Source organism: Actinokineospora guangxiensis, assembly GCF_042657845.1.
In the GTDB taxonomy this organism is placed as follows: domain Bacteria; phylum Actinomycetota; class Actinomycetes; order Mycobacteriales; family Pseudonocardiaceae; genus Actinokineospora; species Actinokineospora guangxiensis.
Genome location: NZ_JBHSKF010000003.1, coordinates 123,143 through 139,275 on the forward strand (window position 1 = coordinate 123,143; position 16,133 = coordinate 139,275).

The 16,133-nt window shown below is 71.7% G+C and carries 16 protein-coding genes; 2 read left to right on the plus strand and 14 right to left on the minus strand.

The window, feature by feature from the left end; all coding sequences use genetic code 11:
- Positions 1-14 precede the first annotated feature (14 nt).
- From ispF to ACFPM7_RS07435, 3 genes are read right to left on the minus strand one after another with little or no spacing between them, the layout of a single operon-like run.
- Positions 15-482 carry a 2-C-methyl-D-erythritol 2,4-cyclodiphosphate synthase gene (gene ispF, locus ACFPM7_RS07425; RefSeq protein ID WP_378245278.1) on the minus strand — a complete coding sequence of 156 codons (468 nt, stop codon included), beginning with the start codon at positions 480-482 and terminating at the stop codon, positions 15-17.
- Positions 479-1,165, minus strand: a complete 687-nt coding sequence (gene ispD, locus ACFPM7_RS07430; RefSeq protein WP_378245280.1) for a 2-C-methyl-D-erythritol 4-phosphate cytidylyltransferase — start codon at positions 1,163-1,165, stop codon at positions 479-481. Before ispD ends, ispF begins: the two co-directional genes overlap by 4 nt.
- A gap of 10 nt (positions 1,166-1,175) precedes the next feature.
- On the minus strand, positions 1,176-1,667 hold the full coding sequence (locus ACFPM7_RS07435; protein ID WP_378245282.1) for a CarD family transcriptional regulator: 492 nt from the start codon (positions 1,665-1,667) through the stop codon (positions 1,176-1,178).
- Positions 1,668-1,955: 288 nt separating this feature from the next.
- Between ACFPM7_RS07435 and ACFPM7_RS07440 the strand changes: the two genes are divergently transcribed.
- Together ACFPM7_RS07440 and radA are read left to right on the plus strand one after the other, a co-directional pair.
- Entirely contained in the window at positions 1,956-2,660 is a 705-nt protein-coding gene (locus ACFPM7_RS07440; RefSeq protein ID WP_378245284.1) for a copper chaperone PCu(A)C domain-containing protein, read from the plus strand.
- A 30-nt stretch (positions 2,661-2,690) separates the two neighbouring features.
- Positions 2,691-4,064 carry a DNA repair protein RadA gene (radA, locus tag ACFPM7_RS07445; protein WP_378245286.1) on the plus strand — a complete coding sequence of 458 codons (1,374 nt, stop codon included), beginning with the start codon at positions 2,691-2,693 and terminating at the stop codon, positions 4,062-4,064.
- Positions 4,065-4,104: 40 nt separating this feature from the next.
- Here radA and ACFPM7_RS07450 read toward each other — a convergent pair whose 3' ends face one another.
- From ACFPM7_RS07450 to otsB, 11 genes are all read right to left on the minus strand, one after another.
- A complete protein-coding gene (locus ACFPM7_RS07450; protein WP_378245288.1) occupies positions 4,105-6,036 on the minus strand; it encodes a cellulase family glycosylhydrolase in 1,932 nt (643 codons plus the stop codon).
- Positions 6,037-6,112: 76 nt separating this feature from the next.
- Complete coding sequence (locus ACFPM7_RS07455) at positions 6,113-7,642, minus strand: polyamine aminopropyltransferase (RefSeq protein WP_378245290.1); 1,530 nt, start codon at positions 7,640-7,642, stop codon at positions 6,113-6,115.
- Positions 7,639-8,061, minus strand: coding sequence for a DUF350 domain-containing protein (locus ACFPM7_RS07460; RefSeq protein WP_378245292.1), 423 nt, complete (start codon positions 8,059-8,061; stop codon positions 7,639-7,641). Before ACFPM7_RS07460 ends, ACFPM7_RS07455 begins: the two co-directional genes overlap by 4 nt.
- A 6-nt stretch (positions 8,062-8,067) precedes the next feature.
- Positions 8,068-8,982, minus strand: a complete 915-nt coding sequence (locus tag ACFPM7_RS07465) for a hypothetical protein (RefSeq protein WP_378245294.1) — start codon at positions 8,980-8,982, stop codon at positions 8,068-8,070.
- Complete coding sequence (locus ACFPM7_RS07470; RefSeq protein WP_378245296.1) at positions 8,979-9,416, minus strand: DUF4247 domain-containing protein; 438 nt, start codon at positions 9,414-9,416, stop codon at positions 8,979-8,981. The genes ACFPM7_RS07465 and ACFPM7_RS07470 overlap by 4 nt, the downstream gene beginning before the upstream one ends.
- Positions 9,413-10,018, minus strand: coding sequence for a DUF4178 domain-containing protein (locus ACFPM7_RS07475; protein WP_378245298.1), 606 nt, complete (start codon positions 10,016-10,018; stop codon positions 9,413-9,415). The genes ACFPM7_RS07470 and ACFPM7_RS07475 overlap by 4 nt, the downstream gene beginning before the upstream one ends.
- An 86-nt stretch (positions 10,019-10,104) precedes the next feature.
- Positions 10,105-10,860 (minus strand): ESX secretion-associated protein EspG, encoded by a 756-nt coding sequence (locus ACFPM7_RS07480; protein WP_378245300.1) that lies wholly within the window; start codon positions 10,858-10,860, stop codon positions 10,105-10,107.
- A gap of 154 nt (positions 10,861-11,014) precedes the next feature.
- Complete coding sequence (locus ACFPM7_RS07485; protein WP_378245302.1) at positions 11,015-12,319, minus strand: hypothetical protein; 1,305 nt, start codon at positions 12,317-12,319, stop codon at positions 11,015-11,017.
- A gap of 33 nt (positions 12,320-12,352) precedes the next feature.
- Positions 12,353-12,937: a DUF3558 domain-containing protein gene (locus ACFPM7_RS07490; RefSeq protein ID WP_378245304.1), complete on the minus strand. Its 585-nt coding sequence runs from the start codon at positions 12,935-12,937 to the stop codon at positions 12,353-12,355.
- A 52-nt stretch (positions 12,938-12,989) separates the two neighbouring features.
- Entirely contained in the window at positions 12,990-13,463 is a 474-nt protein-coding gene (locus tag ACFPM7_RS07495; RefSeq protein ID WP_378245306.1) for a hypothetical protein, read from the minus strand.
- 132 nt (positions 13,464-13,595) lie between these two features.
- Positions 13,596-16,124 carry a trehalose-phosphatase gene (gene otsB, locus ACFPM7_RS07500; protein WP_378245308.1) on the minus strand — a complete coding sequence of 843 codons (2,529 nt, stop codon included), beginning with the start codon at positions 16,122-16,124 and terminating at the stop codon, positions 13,596-13,598.
- Positions 16,125-16,133 lie beyond the last annotated feature (9 nt).

Sequence of the window (16,133 nt, forward strand, 5' to 3'; positions counted from 1 at the left end):
GTGAGATCGATGACTCAGGCCAGATCCACGACCAGCGCCGTGGCGATCGCGGCGATGCCCTCGCCGCGTCCGGTGAGGCCGAGCCCGTCGGTGGTGGTGCCCGAGACCGTGACCGGCCCGCCGACCGCGGCCGAGAGCACCTCCTGCGCCTCGGCGCGCCGGGTTCCGACCTTCGGCCGGTTGCCCACGACCTGGACCGCGGCGTTGCCGACCCGCAGCCCGGCCTCCGTCAGCAGCCTGCGCACCTCGGTGAGCAGCACCACACCGCTGGCGCCCGCCCAGCGCGGGTCGCTGGTGCCGAACACCGCTCCCAGGTCGCCGAGACCCGCCGCCGACAGCAGCGCGTCGCAGAGCGCGTGCGCGACGACATCGCCGTCGGAGTGGCCCGCGCAGCCGTCGACGCCCTCCCAGAGCAGCCCGGCGACCCAGCAGTCCCGACCGGCCTCCACCGGGTGCACGTCCGTGCCGATTCCGACCCTCACAAGCCCTCCACCAGCACCTTCTCCGCCACCGCCAGGTCATGCGGGGTCGTGACCTTCATCGCGTTCGGGTGGCCGTCCACCGTGTTCACCGGCACCCCGAGCGCCTCGACCAGCCCGGCGTCGTCGGTCGCCGAGAGCCCGGAGCGGTGCGCGGTGACCAGCGTCTCCACATCGAAGCCCTGCGGGGTCTGCACCACCCGCAGCGCCGCCCTATCGGGTGTGCCGAGCACCACGCCGTCGGCGTCGACCAGCTTGACCGTGTCGGCCATCGGCAAGACCGGCACCACGGCGCGCGCACCCGCGGCGACCGCGTCGACGACTCTGGCCACCACCTCGGGCGGCGTGAACGCGCGGGCGGCGTCGTGCACGAGCGCGATGCGCGCGCCCGGGACGACCGCCAGCGCGTGCCGCAGCGCCAGGCCCACCGACTCCGTCCGGTCGGACCCACCCGCGACGACGTCCACCGGCAGGCCGCTGAGCAGGGAAGACACCTGCTCAAGCGCCTCGGCCGGGGCCGCAACCACAACATGCCGCACGCGGCCCGCGGAAAGCAGGCCACGCACGGCATGGAGCAAAAGTGGTGCGCCGCGGACAGGAACGAGAGCCTTGGGAATCCCGAAACCGAGACGTTCCCCGCGACCGGCCGCAGGCACGAGTGCTACGGCCGCATTGAGTTGTGCCACAAACGGCAGGTTAGACCGTGGCTGCCGTCAGGACCTCGTCCAGCAGCACCTCGGCCTTGTCCTCATCGGTGCCCTCGGCCAGCGCCAGCTCGCTGACCAGGATCTGCCGGGCTTTGGCCAGCATCCGCTTCTCGCCCGCGGACAGGCCGCGGTCCTTCTCCCGCCGCCAAAGGTCACGCACCACTTCGGCAACCTTGTTCACGTCGCCCGACGCGAGCTTCTCCAGGTTGGCCTTGTACCGACGCGACCAGTTGGTCGGCTCCTCGGTGTGCGGAGCGCGCAGCACATCGAATACGCGGTTGAGGCCCTCTTGACCGACGACGTCCCGAACACCCACGATCTCGGCGTTGTCAGCGGGGACGCGTACGGTGAGGTCGCCCTGCGCGACCTTGAGGACGAGGTACTTCTTCTCCTCGCCCTTGATCACGCGGGTCTCGATCGCTTCGATGAGTGCGGCACCGTGGTGCGGGTAGACGACGGTCTCTCCGACCTTGAAAACCATGTGTCCTCTGCCCCTTTCGCTCCCTCCATCTTAACACGATTCGCACTCCCGAACAGCGCGACCCTGATTCGGTCTTCGCAGGTCACAGGCCAGATGGTCGTACCATCGGGGGTTGACAACGCCCCTTCGGGCGTGCTCACGCCGCTCCGGCGGGGTGGGCGAATATCTCCACAAAGGACGTGATCTTCGGGGTGCTTTCCCCCACCACGCGCGGGCGCGCGCCATTGCGGCGGCTACTCTTCGGTCCGGAGAAGGCAGATTGGCAGAGACAACCGCAGGAGCCCACCCGTGAGCCGTGCACAGAACTCGTCCGGTCGGCTGCGCCGCGCGCCCCTGGCCATCGGCCTGGCCGCGCTCCTGGCCGCCACCGCCTGCGGTGCGGGGCAGATCACGCAGACCGACTCCCAGCTGCCCGCCGTCAACGGCGCGAACGTGGGCGTCGGCCCCATCGCCATCCGCGACGTGCAGTTCGCCTACCCGCACGAGGGCCACTACGCCCAGGGCGGTGACGCCGTGCTGTTCGGCACGGTCGTCAACACCGGCACCGGCGCGGACACCCTGGTCGAGGTGAGCTCCCCACTGGCCGAAGAGGTCGTGGTGACCGGCGACACCGCGCTGCCCGCGGGCGTCGCCCTGGCCATCGGCGAGCCCGGCGCGGAGTTCCACGCTGAGGAGAGCGCCGCCGCGACCACGACAACCACCACCACCACCGCGCCGACCACCACGACCGAGGGCGAGGAGGGCGCGAGCACCACGACGGCGCCCGCCACGACCACCGCGACCACCACCGCGGCGCCGACGACGACCGCGGCCATCACCCTCGGCAAGCTCACCATCACCCTCAAGGGCCTCTCCGGGGACATCTACCCCGGCACCGTGCACCCGGTCACCTTCGTCTTCGCCAACGCGGGCTCGGTGACCGTGCAGCTGCCGATCGCGTCCCCGAGCGAGCCGCGCGTCGCCGAGGAGGGCTCGGGCGGCGGCGGTCACTGACCGTCGGTACCCACCGATAGCGTCGCCGCCGTGGCGACGAAGTCTTCCTCCCAGCGGGGCTCGGCCTACCGCTGCGACGAGTGCGGCACCACCGCGGTCAAGTGGGTGGGCCGCTGCCCGGAGTGCCAGGCGTGGAACACCCTGCGCGAGGTCGCGGCCGGGCGGCCGGGCAAGGTCGCCGCGGGCGCGCCCAGCACCCCGGCGCGGCGCATCGATGAGGTCGACGTCGAGTCCGCCCGCGCGCGCAGCACCGGGGTCGGCGAGCTGGACAGGGTGCTCGGCGGCGGGCTGGTGCCCGGCGTCGTGGTGCTGCTGGCCGGCGAGCCGGGGGTCGGCAAGTCGACGCTGCTGCTGGAGGTCGCCTACCAGTGGGCCCGCGGTTCGGGCGGACCCACGCTGTACGTGACCGGCGAGGAGTCGGCGGGCCAGGTGCGCCTGCGCGCCGAGCGCACCGGCAACGTCGACCCCGGCATGTTCCTGGCCGCCGAGAGCGACGTCTCCGCGCTGATGGGCCACGTCGAGGACATCAAGCCCGGCCTGCTGGTCGTGGACTCGGTGCAGACGATGTCCTCGCCCGAGGCCGACAGCGCCGCGGGCGGGGTCACCCAGATCAAGGCCGTCACCGCCGCGCTGGTCGCCCTGGCCAAGGACCGGGGGCTGCCGGTCATCCTGGTCGGGCACGTGACCAAGGAGGGCGCGATCGCCGGGCCGAGGGTGCTGGAGCACCTGGTCGACGTGGTCCTGCACTTCGAGGGCGACCGGCACTCCAGCCTGCGCATGCTGCGCGGGGTGAAGAACCGCTACGGCCCGGCCGACGAGGTCGGCTGCTTCGAGATGGTCGACCGCGGCATCGTGGACGTGCCCGACCCCTCGGGGCTGTTCCTCAACCGCCACGACGTCGGCGTGCCCGGCACCGCCGTCACCGTCGCCATGGACGGCAAGCGGCCGATGCTGGTCGAGGTGCAGGCGCTGGTCGCCAACAGCCCGCTGAACACCCCCAGGCGGGCCGTCAGCGGCCTGGACTCGGCGCGGGTGGCGATGATCCTGGCGGTGCTGGAGCGCCGCGGTGGCGTGCGCCTCGGCGACAAGGACGTCTTCGCCGCGACCGTCGGCGGCATAAAGGTCGGCGAGCCGGTCGCCGACCTCTCCGTCGCCTTGGCCGTGGCCACCGCGGCCAAGGACGTCGCCCTGCCGCCGGACCTGGTCGTGCTCGGCGAGGTCGGGCTGGCGGGCGAGGTGCGCAGGGTCGGCGGGGTGCGGACCCGGCTGGCCGAGGCGCTGCGCCTGGGCTTCACCAAGGCGCTGATCCCGCCCGACTGCGGCGACGTCCCCGACGGGCTGCAGGTGCGCATCGTGCGCGACCTGGGCTCGGCCATGAACAACCTCCAGGTGCTGCGCGGCTGAGCCCGGTGGTGGCGGGTCGCCGCCCGCCACCACCGGAGGCTCAGGAGGCCGTGCAGCCGCTCACGGTCACGCCGCTGGGCGCGCCGTTGCCGACGAAGCCGAACGTCGTGCTCGCCGCGGCGGCCAGCGCGCCGTTGTGGCCTGCGTTGGTCACCTTCGTCCCGGAGAGCACGCCGCTCCACAGGCTGCCCACCGTGGTGCCGCCGGCGAGCGCTAGGTCGACCGACCAGCCGCGGATCGCGGCCGTGCCGGTGTTGGTCACCGTCACCTCGGCCTGGAACCCGCCCTGCCAGGAGTTCACCGTGCGCAGGGCGGCGCGGCAGCCCTGCGCGCCGTTGCCGCCCCCGGTGGCGGTGCGCGCGGTGACGGCCGTCGACGCCGCCGAGACGTTGCCCGCCGCGTCGCGGGCGCGCACCGTGTAGCTGTAGGCGGTGTCGGCGGTCAGGCCGGTGTCGGTGAACGAGGTCGACGCCGTGGTGCCCACCCTGGTCGTGCCCCGGTAGACCTCGTAGCCGCTCACGCCGACGTTGTCGGTCGAGGCGGTCCACGACATCGGGATCGACGCCGCCGTGGCCGTGCCCGCGGCGAGTCCACTCGGGACGGACGGGGCGGTGGTGTCGACCGGGCCGGAGCCGGAGTAGCGCTCACCGAGGCTGATGCCGGTCGTGCTGCCCGCACCGCCGAGGCGGATCTGGTGGTCCAGGCCGACGAACGTGCCGTTGTGCTGCCACAGCGCGGGCTTGAGCAGCGCGTACTTCTGCTCGTCCCAGGTGCGCCAGTCGTCCAGCAGCAGGCCGCCGGTGTCGCCGGAGTTCGGGTTGAGCACCCAGAACGTCTGGTGCAGGCCCTCCTCGGCGATCAGGTCGCGCAGCGCGGTCATCCAGCGGTCCTGGCGCTCGTCCTGGCCGAGGCGCCCGCCCCACTCGCCGATCAGCAGCGGCGCGATGCCCTGCTCGTGGATGAACAGCCAGTTCGGCCGCCACACGTCGGTGGTCAGGCTGTCCTTGGTGAACGGCTTCTGGAACCACGGCTGGTCGAACACCAGCGGGCCGTAGTCGTGCGGGGAGTAGACCAGCTGGTCCTGGTTGGCGCCGAGGCTGACCGGGTGCTCGGCGACGCCGCGCAGGTTCCCGCCCCACCAGGTGGAGAAGTAGTTCGGCGACAGGTCCGGGTTGGTGTTGGGCGAACTCCAGTTCTTACCAGGGCGCGGGTAGACCTCGATGCCCTCGCACAGGATCAGCACCTTCGGGTTGATCGCCAGGATGCGCCTGCCCGCGGTCTCGCAGACGTGCTTGAAGTTGTCCTGGTCGGTCGTGGAGTCCCACTTGGCGCGCGGCGAGTCGCTCGGGGTGCCGTGCGGCTCGTTCTTGACGTCCATCGCGACGACGGTGTCGTCGGTGCGGTACCGGGCGGTGATCCACTCCCAGCCCTGGTAGAAGTGCTCGGTGGTGATCGCGCCCTTCCACCAGACGGGGTAGGTGTGCCCGGAGTTGTCGGCTTCGGCGCTGTGCACGTCGATCATGACCTTCATGCCGAAGCGCTCGCACAGCTCCAGGAAGTAGTCGAACACCTGGAGGCTGTTCTTCCCCGTCAGCTCGGGGTTGGCGTAGGTGTTGACGTTGGGCATCGCCGCCTGGCCGTTCTTCCACTCCAGCAGCAGCTGGGTGGAGATCGGCACGCGGACGATGTTGATGCCGCGGTCGGCCATCGCCTTGCTGATCTCGGTGATGTTGCCCGACCACAGGCCGTGGAACACCCGCTCGGTGGCGTTGAACCCGAACCAGTTCGTGCCGGTGAGCCGGACGCGGTTGCCCGCCTCGTCGACGATCTGATTGCCCTCGACGTGCAGCCAGTCCTCGGTCGGCGCCGCCGCGCCCGCGGTGGGGCCGGTCGTGACGACAGCGGCGACGGCCGCGGCGGCCAGGGCCGTCGCCGCGGCGGCGAACCGCATCGCCTTGCCTCTGAACTTCATGGGACCTCGATCGCTAGGGAGATTAGGAGCGCTCCCAGCGAGCGAGCCTAAGAGTTGCGGAACTGTCGAGCAATAGTCAGTAGTTGGTCCACTCCTGGCGCGAGTAGCGCATGATCACCGGGTCCATCAGCGTCGAGGAGCGCACGTCGGCGGGCTTGCGGCGGTCCGGGGGGAACACCGCGGCCGCGCCCAGGCTGGTCTCGTCCAGCGAGCGCAGCGGCAGGTCCGGCAGCTCCAGCCGAGGGGGCATGCGGGCGGCGAGGTGGAAGCCCCACTCGCCGAAGGCGGGCACGTTCACCTGGTACGGCAGCGTCGAGAACCCGGCCTCGCGCAGCGAGGACTCCACGCACCAGAAGGCGTGCGGGGCGAAGAACGGCGAGCCCGACTGCACCACCACCCGGCCGTCCGCGCGCAGCACGCGCTCCAGCAGGCCGTAGAACTCGACGCTGTAGAGCTTGGCCGTCGCCGTGGAGTCCGGGTCGGGCATGTCCACGATGACCACGTCGTAGTCGGTGCTCGCGCCCCGCAGCCAGCTGAAGGCGTCCTGGGTCAGCGTGGTGACCCTCGGGTCGGCGAAGGCCCCGCCGTTGGACTCCAGCAGCAGCGGGTCGGTCTTGGCCAGGGCGATCACAGCGGGGTCCAGTTCGACCAGGGTGGCCGAGGCGACGTCGGGGTGGCGCAGCACCTCGCGCAGGGCCAGGCCGTCGCCGCCGCCGAGGATCAGCACGTCGCGGCGCGGGCCCGCCATCGCCGGGTGCACCAGCGCCTCGTGGTAGCGGTACTCATCGATCGAGCTGAACTGCAGGTCGCCGTTGAGGAACAGCCGCACGTCCCGGTCGCCGGAGAGCGCGAACGACTCGGTGATGACGATGTCCTGGTAGGGCGTGCGCTCGGCGTGCACCACCGGATCGGCGTAGAGCGCCTGGCGGGCGGTCACCTCGAAGTCGTCGGCGAGCGCGTACGCCCCGCCCAGCACCCCGAAGACCACCACCGCGCCGCCGAACAGCAGCGCCTTGCCCCGCCTGCCCAGCTCCTCGCGGAAGACCACCAGCACCAGGCCCAGCCCGGCCAGCGCGTTGACGATCCCGACCACGATCGCGCCCTCGATCTGGCCGAACACCGGCAGCAGCACGAACGGGAACGCCAGCCCGCCCAGCAGCGCGCCGACGTAGTCCGCGGCGAACAGGTCGGCCACCGCCGAGCCCGCCGCCTGCGCCCTGATCCGCTGCAGCAGCTCCATCAGCAGCGGGATCTCCGCGCCGATCAGCACGCCCAGCGCCAGCGCCATCGCGATCAGCGCGGGCGTGTACAGGCTCAGCCACGCGAACGCCGCGTACAGCAGCAGCACGCTCAACCCGCCCAGCAGGGCGAGCACCAGCTCGATCATCGCGAACGACACCGCCGCCCGCTTCTGCAGCGGCTTGGCCACCAGCGCGCCGATGCCCATGGCGAAGACCATCAGCGACAGCACGATCGAGGCCTGGCCGACGGTGTCGCCGATCAGGTAGGAGCCCAGCGCGACGAGCGCCAACTCGTAGACCAGACCGCAGGCGGCGCAGATGAAGACCGTCGCCAGCAGCGCCAGCCGCGCCGGGCGGGCGCTCACGTGATCGCGGCGGCGATCACCACGGACACCACGAGGTGGGCCACCGCCGAGACCCACACGCCGGGGTGGTTCTCCTCGGTGCAGATCACCTCACCGAGCTTGCCGGGGGTGAGCACGTCGATCACGATGAACGACAGCGCCATGATCGCCAGGCCGAGCAGGCCGTACACCGCGGTGTTGGCCAGGCCGGTGCCCAGGTTGTCGTCGCTGGTCAGCACGGCCGTGGTGAGGATGACCCCGACGCCGAGCAGACCCGAGCACAGCAGGATCGCGGCGTTGCGGTTGCGCTCGACCCAGATCAGGTCGGCCAGCTTGCCCGGCGTGGCCACGTCGACCAGCACGTAGCCCAGCGCCATCAGCACCAGCCCGGCACCGCCGTAGGCCAGGGTGCCCAGCAGCCCGTTGAGCAACTCGGTCACGGTTCGCTACCTCGCTTTTCCGGCGCGCTTGCGCACGATGATGCCGATGATGAGACAGAGCACGGTGATCCCGCCGATGATGCCCAGCGCGATCAGCGAGCCCGAGTTGTTGCTGGCGAAGTCCGACCCGGGGCGCGAGATCGCGGTCGCGGGCGCGCCGGTGGCCTCGGGGAGCGGCAGCGCCTCGGCGACGCCCGCCTCGACCATCAGCAGCGGCACCGCCAGCGCGCCCATGCCGACCGCGGCGGCCGGGTCGTCGATCGCGGCCTGAGTGGACACGCCCATGCGGTCCAGGTCCACGGTGGACGGCGCGTTCGGGTCGAGGTCGGTGGAGGTGTTGACGCGCACGTAGGCGCTGTCCTCCAGGCTGCTGCTGGGGGAGGCGTAGTCGATGTCGACCTCCACCTGCGCCCAGCGCTCGCAGGTTCTCGCCTCGACACCCACGCCTCTGCTGGAGCCCTGGCTGAGCGGCTCGTCGGACTGGTGGTCGTTGAGGTCCTTGAGCCGCCAGCCGTAGCAGATGCCGTGGGCCTTCTCGGCCTCGGCGAGCTGGGCGACCAGGTCGGCGGCCTCCTGCTGGGTGGGCGTGGTGATCGTCATGTCGGAGTCGCCGGAGGACTCGAACCAGCCTTCGTCCAGGCCCGCGAAGAACACCGGCAGGCCGATGACGAGGACGAAGACGCCCAGCACGATGGCGCAGCCCAAGCCAGCGCCCTTCTTCGGCGGGGTGGCGCCGTTCTGCTGGTTCTGGTTCTTCTGCCCCGGGCCCTTGGGCCCGCCGGGGTTCTTCTGACCGGAGTGCTGCGGCCGGTTCTTCTGCGGGTTACTGCGCTGCGGGTTACTGCGCTGCGGGTTACTGCGCTGCGGGTTCCGGTGGGGCTGGTTGCCGTGCGGAGGCTTGTTGTGCGGCGGCTGGGTCACTTGCCCGCTCCCGGTCCGCGTCCGCGGAAGGACTCGCCGTGGCCGGACGTCCAGCCCCAGACGCCGCCGACGTGCGAGTGGTAGTGGCGGTAGGCGCGGTCGACGTCGTCCACGCGGATCACGCTGCCGCGGCCCTCCGGGCGCACGAGCACCATGTCGTCGTTGTAGCGCAGGTAGACGCCGCTGGCGTCGGCGTACTGCGACACCGGCTTCCAGGCTCCCACGATCGCCGCGGTGACCGCGCTCGGCGCCTGCGTGCTGGTGTAGGCGATCTCCTCGTCGCGGTCGAGGTTGGCCGCGCGGCTGTAGGAGTCGTCCACGTAGTCGCGCACCGAGGTGCCGCGGGCCACCATCACGATCGCGATGATCCCGGCGATCACGGCGAAGATGCCCGCGATCCAGAACCAGGTCTTGGGGGCGGTCTTGGTGCTCATGCCGTCGCCGCCGGGAAGATCTTGACGTCGTAGGTGGACAGCCGCTCACCTGTCGAGGCCTCCCACGGCGCGTCGCCGTAGGACTCGAAGGACAGCCGCTTGCCGCCGCCCGCCTTGTAGTCGTGGTAGCGCACGGAGCCGTCCTTGAGGCCGGTCGTGGCCTCGGTGCGGAAGGTCGCCGCGCCCTTCTCGTCGGAGCGGTAGGCGAGGCCGTCCACCGTCAGCTCCTTGGCGCCCGGGGTCAGCTCGGTGTCCACCTCGGTCCAGGCGACCATGACCAGGTCGGGGTCCTCTTCGACGGAGAGCCACACCCGCTCCTCGGCGGCGGTCTCCAGCAGGTGCTCCGACCAGGTCCACCCGCCCTCGTCGCAGCGCAGCGAGCCGCGCACCGAGTAGGAGACGCCGCGCAGCTCGACCAGGTCGCCCGCCTTGAGCGCGCGCGGGTCGCCGTAGACGGCGTGGTGGTCGTCGTCGGCGAAGGGGTCCTTCGGCGACGGTGGCTGCGGTGGCTTCTGCCTGCGCTTGCGCAGGACCAGTCCCGCGACCAGCGCGCCCACGGCGGCGGCCACGACGACCACCAGGACGATGACGAGCCCGTCCACTTGCGACCCCTTACCGATTGGCTGAATCAGCCGACACCGTAGGGGATCACGGTGCGTGTCCGCGCGGAAGTGGCTGAATCGCGACCTCAGCGCGGCAGCGCGCGGTGCATCTCGTAGAGGCGCCCGGCCAGCGCCCTGCGGTCGGCGGGCCCGACCATGACCCGGCCGTCGGGCAGCGAGAGGTTGAGGTAGCGCCCCTGGTCGGTGTCGGCGTAGCGCAGCGGGTGCGGCGCGCCGACCCGCCGCCCGGTGCTGCCCCGCAGCGCCGTGTAGAGCTGCCCGCCCCCGGTCGTGCGCAGCGAGGAGATCCGCTGCACCTCCCGCACCTCCGGCGGCGCCTGCCGGGTGCCGACCCCCGACGCCGTCCGCTGGCGTCCGCCCGCGGAGTTGCGCACGTCCTCGGTGAACACGGTGACGACCTGGCCGCGCCCGGGCGGCACCTCGGGCGCCTGCGCGACCAGGGCCTCCGCGGGCGCGTCGGGGTTCACCGGCGCGATCGTGACGACTCCGCTGTCCTGGGTGACCAGCAGCGCCGTGCGCCCGGTGACCGCGACCAGCACCCCCCGCGTCTGCTTCTGGTGGCTGACCCACCCGTAGAACTCCGCGCGCGGGGAGCACAGCATCGCCAGCAGGGCGACCATGTCCGCGTCGACGCGCCCGCGCCCGTCGACCCCGCCTGCCCTGGCCAGCTCCTCGCGCGCGGCCCGCTCGGCCCGCTCGTCCTCGTCGCGGGGGAACCACAGCGCCTCCGGCGCCACCGTCAGGTGCAACTCACCCAACCGCTCGGCCTTGACCGTCCGCGCGATGGTGTCGACCGACAGCTTGAGCGGCCTGTCCAGCACCCGAACCCCCTGCCCTCCCGCCGCCACGCGGCGCTGCGTCTGCCCCCGCACTCTAAGCCGCCGCACCCCGCCACGGCGGCTGACCCGCCCCGGAGACACCACCGCGGTGGTCCGCCCCGGTGCTACCCGGCCAGACCACCGCGATGCGCGCTCACTACTCGCCGATGACGGGCGGTGCTGTCACCTGGTCGGTCCCGAACAGCGCGTCCGGGTCGTCCTCCACGAGGAAGGACGCCCGCGTGTGCTCCTCGTCCTCCCCGCCCCGAGCCCCGGCGCCCGCGCCCATGCCACCCATGGCACCACCACGCCCCCCGGCCCCACCGGCGGCCCCACCCGCGGCGACACCGCCGGGCCCGAACCCGCCGCGCGCCCCGGCCCGTCCTTCCTCGGCACCCATGGCCATCCCGGCCCCGGGCCCGAAGCCGGACCCGGCTCCGCCACGCATGCCGCCGGGCCCGCCACCGCTGCCAGAACCGCCCGCCCCGCCACCCGGTCCGCCACCGCCGGGGCCGTAGCCCCCGGGTCCGCCGGGTCCGCCGGGCCGCATGCCGCCTGCCCCGCCACCAGGGAAGCCCGGCGGCCTACCACCGGGGAAACCACCGGGATTGCGTCCACCAGGACCGCCAGGACCGGTGCCGGGCGGGTAAGGACCCGTGCCGGGCGGGTAGGGGTAACCGCCGCCACCACCGGGCGGGTAGCCGCCACCGCCGCCTGGCGGGTAGACAACGCCACCGCCGCCGGGCGGGTTGTTCCCGCCGCCACCCCCGCCGCCCCCGGGCTGGAGGCCACTGGGGTTGGTGGGGTCGTACCCGCTGGGGGTGGTCGGCGTCGCGGCGTACCCACTGCCCGGGTTGCGCCCGTCCCCACCCCCGCCGGGCGGAGTCACCTGCCGGTTGCCGTTCCCGTTCCCGTTGCCGTCACCGTCGTCCGGCCCGACCGGGCCCACCACGATCGAGGAGTTGTCGGCCTGCATCTGCCCGTACGACGTGGGCATGTTCTCGCCGTTGTAGGTCGAGGCCTTGTCGTAGGTCTGCATGACCTCGACGTTGTTCTGGTTCGCCGCCCGGTTGGCCTCGACCTGCCGCTCGTAGTCGTCCCCGGCCCCACCGAAGCTCCACACGTTGTCCCAGAAGCCAGGCTCCTCAGGCACGTTCGGAATCGGCTGCACCCGGTTCTTGGCGTCGTTGTACGACTCCACCTGCCGATTGGTCAGATCATGCACGTTGTGCAGCTCCGGCTGCGCCAACTCGTGCTCCACCGCCAACGGCCCAGCCCCCCGCTGAGCCGCCCCCGCCGACGGCCCCTGCCAGATGGCTTCCATGTCCATCGTCAGCTGCCGGATGTCGGTGGCGAGCAGGTCGTACTCGTCCTTGGCCTCGCTGACCTTCTGCGCGGCCTGCGAGAGACCCTGCCCCCCTTGGCCGTTCTGGAAGTTGCTGTAGATGGCCTCACCGGTCATGCATTGGTTCTGGTAAGACGTCGTCATCGCGGATCAACCCCCACCCTTCAACGTGTCCACAACCGCGGACGCGATGTCTTTGACCTGGTCGCAAGCCTTGTCCGGATCCCCTCGGCGACTGGTGACCGAGAAGTGGAGTTCGTCGTTGACACCGACGGAAACAGTGCATTGACCACGCTGGCGCTGGTCAGCCGCCGCTTGGAAGACACCGGGATAACCGTTGACGGTCGTGGGCTCCCAATAGGCCCACTGGCCTGTTTCCTGGCCTCGATACAGATCCGCGAGGCCGTTCTGGTTCGGCACGATGTAGGCGACGGTGAAGTCGACTTCATTCGCGGTGTCCCGCCAAGAGCAGTACGGCCCGAGATCATCGAATGAGCTTTTGTCGCCGGGGATCGCGGGTTCACGGAGGCCGAGACCGCTTACCTGAGAGCTGGTGAGGGAGGTGCACGGGTCATCGAGCTGCTTGGCCGCGTCGAGAGGGCTCTCGACATCGGGCGCGCCGAAGCGATCGTCCTGAGCTGAGCTCGTGGTTGTGGGCGGTGTCGCGTCCGTCGTGGTTGTCTCCGGCGCCCCACCGGGAACGGGAGTGCCGCTCTCGCTGCACGCGCTCAGCACGACCGCACACGCTGCGATAGCTACCGCACCTGCGAACCGAGTGGACATTCGGTCAGTCTCCCGAGTTGTTGACCGTGGACGTGTTCACGTCTTCGGTAGTCGCGTAGTCAGAACGCGCGGCCTTGAGCTTCTTGACGTAGTTGAGGGCGTACTCGCCCATCGTCAGATTGTGGTCTTGCGCGGCGATGAGGCTATTGCGCGTCTTCTCCGCTTCGGTCTGGCTAGGCCCGTCTTGGGCGGGCGGCCGGACGAACTGCAGAGCGGCGTCGAGCTTGCGACCGCTGGAGTCGATCTTCTCGATGATGCCTTCCCAGCGGGCGATCAGCGCGTCCAGTTCGGCGAGGCTGGAGATGGCGAAGTGGCCGCCCTCGCCGCCGCCGCCGGACTGGTAGCCGTTGGAGAAGAAGGTGCCGAAGAACGGCATGTTCTCCATGAACTCGACCGTGGTGACCTGCTGGTCGATCTGCTCGTCAGAGCCCGCAGGCTGCTCAGTCGGTTCGGTACCGGTCCCGTCCGGCATGGCCATGCCTCCCCATCACACGCCTGTGTCCAGCCGACAGATTACCTATCGGGCGCGGCGGGCATGAAGGCTTCCGGTAAACGGGGCCCGCCCCGCACAGCCGTTGGACGGCGGCGGGGCGGGGCGGGTTCCGGCTGATCAGGCGGAGAGGAGTTGGGCGCAGCGGATCAGGCCCAGGTGGGAGTAGGCCTGGGGGTGGTTGCCGAGGGAGCGTTCGGCGACGGGGTCGTACTCCTCGGGGAGCAGGCCGGTGGGGCCCGCGGCGTTGACGATCTGGGCGAAGAGGTCTTCGGCCTCGGTGCGCCTGCCGGTGAGGAGGTAGGCCTCGATCATCCAGGCGGCGCACAGGTGGAAGCCGCCCTCGTCGCCGGGGAGGCCGTCGTCGCGGTGGTAGCGGTAGACGGTGGAGCCGGAGCGGAGTTCGGCTTCGGTGGCGGTGACCGTGGCCTGGAAGCGGGGGTCGGTCGGGTCGATGAGGCCGACCATGCCGATGAGCAGGGTGGCGGCGTCGAGGTCGGTGCCGTCGTAGGCGGTGGTGAAGGACTGGACCTCGTCGTTCCAGCCGTTGGCCAGGACGTCGGCGGCGATCTCGTCGCGCAGGGGTTCCCAGGTGGGGTCCAGGTCCCGGCCGTAGGTCTTGCCGAGCTTGACCGCGCGGTCGATGGTCAGCCAGCACATGACCTTGGAGTAGACGTGGTGGCGCGGGCGGTGGCGCTCTTCCCAGATGCCGTGGTCGGGCTCGTGCCAGCGGCGGGAGACGGCCTCGGCCATGGCGTGGACCATGCGCCAGTCGTCGTCGGTCAGGGAGCCGCGGACCTCCGACAGGGCGGCGACGAGGTCGACGACCGGGCCGAAGACGTCGAGCTGGACCTGCTGGTTGGCGAGGTTGCCGACGCGCACCGGGCGCGAGCCCGCGTAGCCGGGGAGGGTGTCGATGACGGCCTCGGGCGGCAGCGTGGTGCCCGCGATCGTGTAGAGCGGGTGCAGGCGCTCGGGGCCGGGCAGGGTGGCCAGCACCGCGTGCAGCCAGCGCAGCAGCGCCTCGGCCTCGGCGGTGGAGCCCAGGGTGACCAGGGCCTTGGCGGTCATCGACGCGTCGCGCAGCCAGCAGTAGCGGTAGTCCCAGTTGCGGATGCCGCCGATCTCCTCCGGCAGCGACGTGGTGGCCGCGGCCATGATCGCGCCGGTCTCGGAGTGGCACAGGCCGCGCAGGGTCAGCGCCGAGCGGGCGACCAGGTCCTTCTCCACCGGCGGCAGCACCAGCTGGTCCAGCCAGGTCGACCAGTAGGAGCCCGCGACGGCCTTGCGGTCCTCGACGGTGGTCGAGCTCGCGGAGAGGTCGGCGGTGCCGCAGCGCAGCTCGAAGACCACCGGCTCCTCGGCGGTCAGCTCGACGCGCGCGCGGGCGGTGTCGTGCATGCCGTCGGAGACGATCTCCCAGGCCACGCCGGGGGAGCGCAGCGCGATCGGGTCGCCGGTGCCCTGCACCAGCAGGCCGTCGGGGCGGGCCTCCAGGCGCACCTGCACCTGGCCGAACTCCGGGCGCGGCGCGAACTCGACCAGCGCGGCGGTGCTGCCGGTGAGCACCCGGGTCAGGTCGGTGCGGAACGGGTCGGCGTCGTTGTCGAGGAAGTCGGTGACCAGCAGGCCCGACCAGCGGGTCTCCACGGTCATCGTGCCCGGCAGGTAGCGCTGGCCCAGCGGCAGGCCGCCGCGCTCGGGGCTGACGCTGAAGTGGCCGGCGCCCGGCCCGCCGAGCAGGTCGGCGAACACCGAGGCCGAGTCCGGCTCGGGGTGGCACAGCCAGGTCAGGCGGGCGTCGGGGGTGACCAGGGCGACCGAGCGCTCGTTGGCGAGCATGGTCAGCCGCTCGATCGGCACGGCCTGCTCGCCGTAGAGCCAGGCGCGGCGCTCCTCCAGCAGGAAGGCCAGCATGGTGGCGACCGCGGCCGGGTCGTCGATGCGCAGGCCGGCCAGGGTCTCCCCGTCGCCGACCTTGACGCCCAGGTCCTGGCCGCTGATGCGGGCGAAGGCCTTCTCGTCGGTGACGTCGTCGCCGACGAACACCGTCGCGGTCGCGCCCGCCTGGTGGCGCAGCACGTCCAGGGCGTGGCCCTTGTTGGTCTCCATGACGGCCAGCTCGATGACCGCCTTGCCCTCGGTGACGTGCACGCCGTCCCAGGTGCAGGGGCCCTTGCGCACGTCGGCCAGCACCCGCTCGCCGACCTCGGCGGGGGCGCGGCGCACGTGCACGGCGATGCTCGCCGGCTTGGTCTCCAGCGTCACGCCCTCGGCGCCGTCGGTCAGGATCGACAGATCCGACTCCAGCCGCCGGTGCAGGCGGCGGGCTTCGGCGTCGAGCGCGTGCACGAAGCCCACGTCGAACTCCGAGCCGTGCGAGCCGACCAGGTGCACCTCCGACGGCAGCCGGGAGAGCGTGGCCAGGTCGCGCAGCGCGCGCCCGGAGATCACCGCGGCGGTGGTCTCGTGCAGCCCGGCAAGCGCGCGCAGGGCGTGCACCGCCTCCGGGAGCGGGCGGGCTTGCTCGGGGTCCTCGACGATGGGCGCCAGCGTGCCGTCGTAGTCGCAGGCGACCAGGAGACGGGGTGTGCGCGCGATCTGGACGATCGCGCGCCGCAGCTCGGCGGGGAGGGCCTCGGCGGTCAACGCCTTCTC

Bases quoted from the DNA above. Each gene is read 5' to 3' on its own strand.
- ACFPM7_RS07435 (WP_378245282.1), bottom strand. From the start codon at position 1,667: ATGGTTTTCAAGGTCGGAGAGACCGTCGTCTACCCGCACCACGGTGCC.
- ACFPM7_RS07450 (WP_378245288.1), bottom strand. From the start codon at position 6,036: ATGAAGTTCAGAGGCAAGGCGATGCGGTTCGCCGCCGCGGCGACGGCC.
- ACFPM7_RS07470 (WP_378245296.1), bottom strand. From the start codon at position 9,416: ATGAGCACCAAGACCGCCCCCAAGACCTGGTTCTGGATCGCGGGCATC.
- ACFPM7_RS07485 (WP_378245302.1), bottom strand. From the start codon at position 12,319: ATGACCGGTGAGGCCATCTACAGCAACTTCCAGAACGGCCAAGGGGGG.
- ACFPM7_RS07495 (WP_378245306.1), bottom strand. From the start codon at position 13,463: ATGGCCATGCCGGACGGGACCGGTACCGAACCGACTGAGCAGCCTGCG.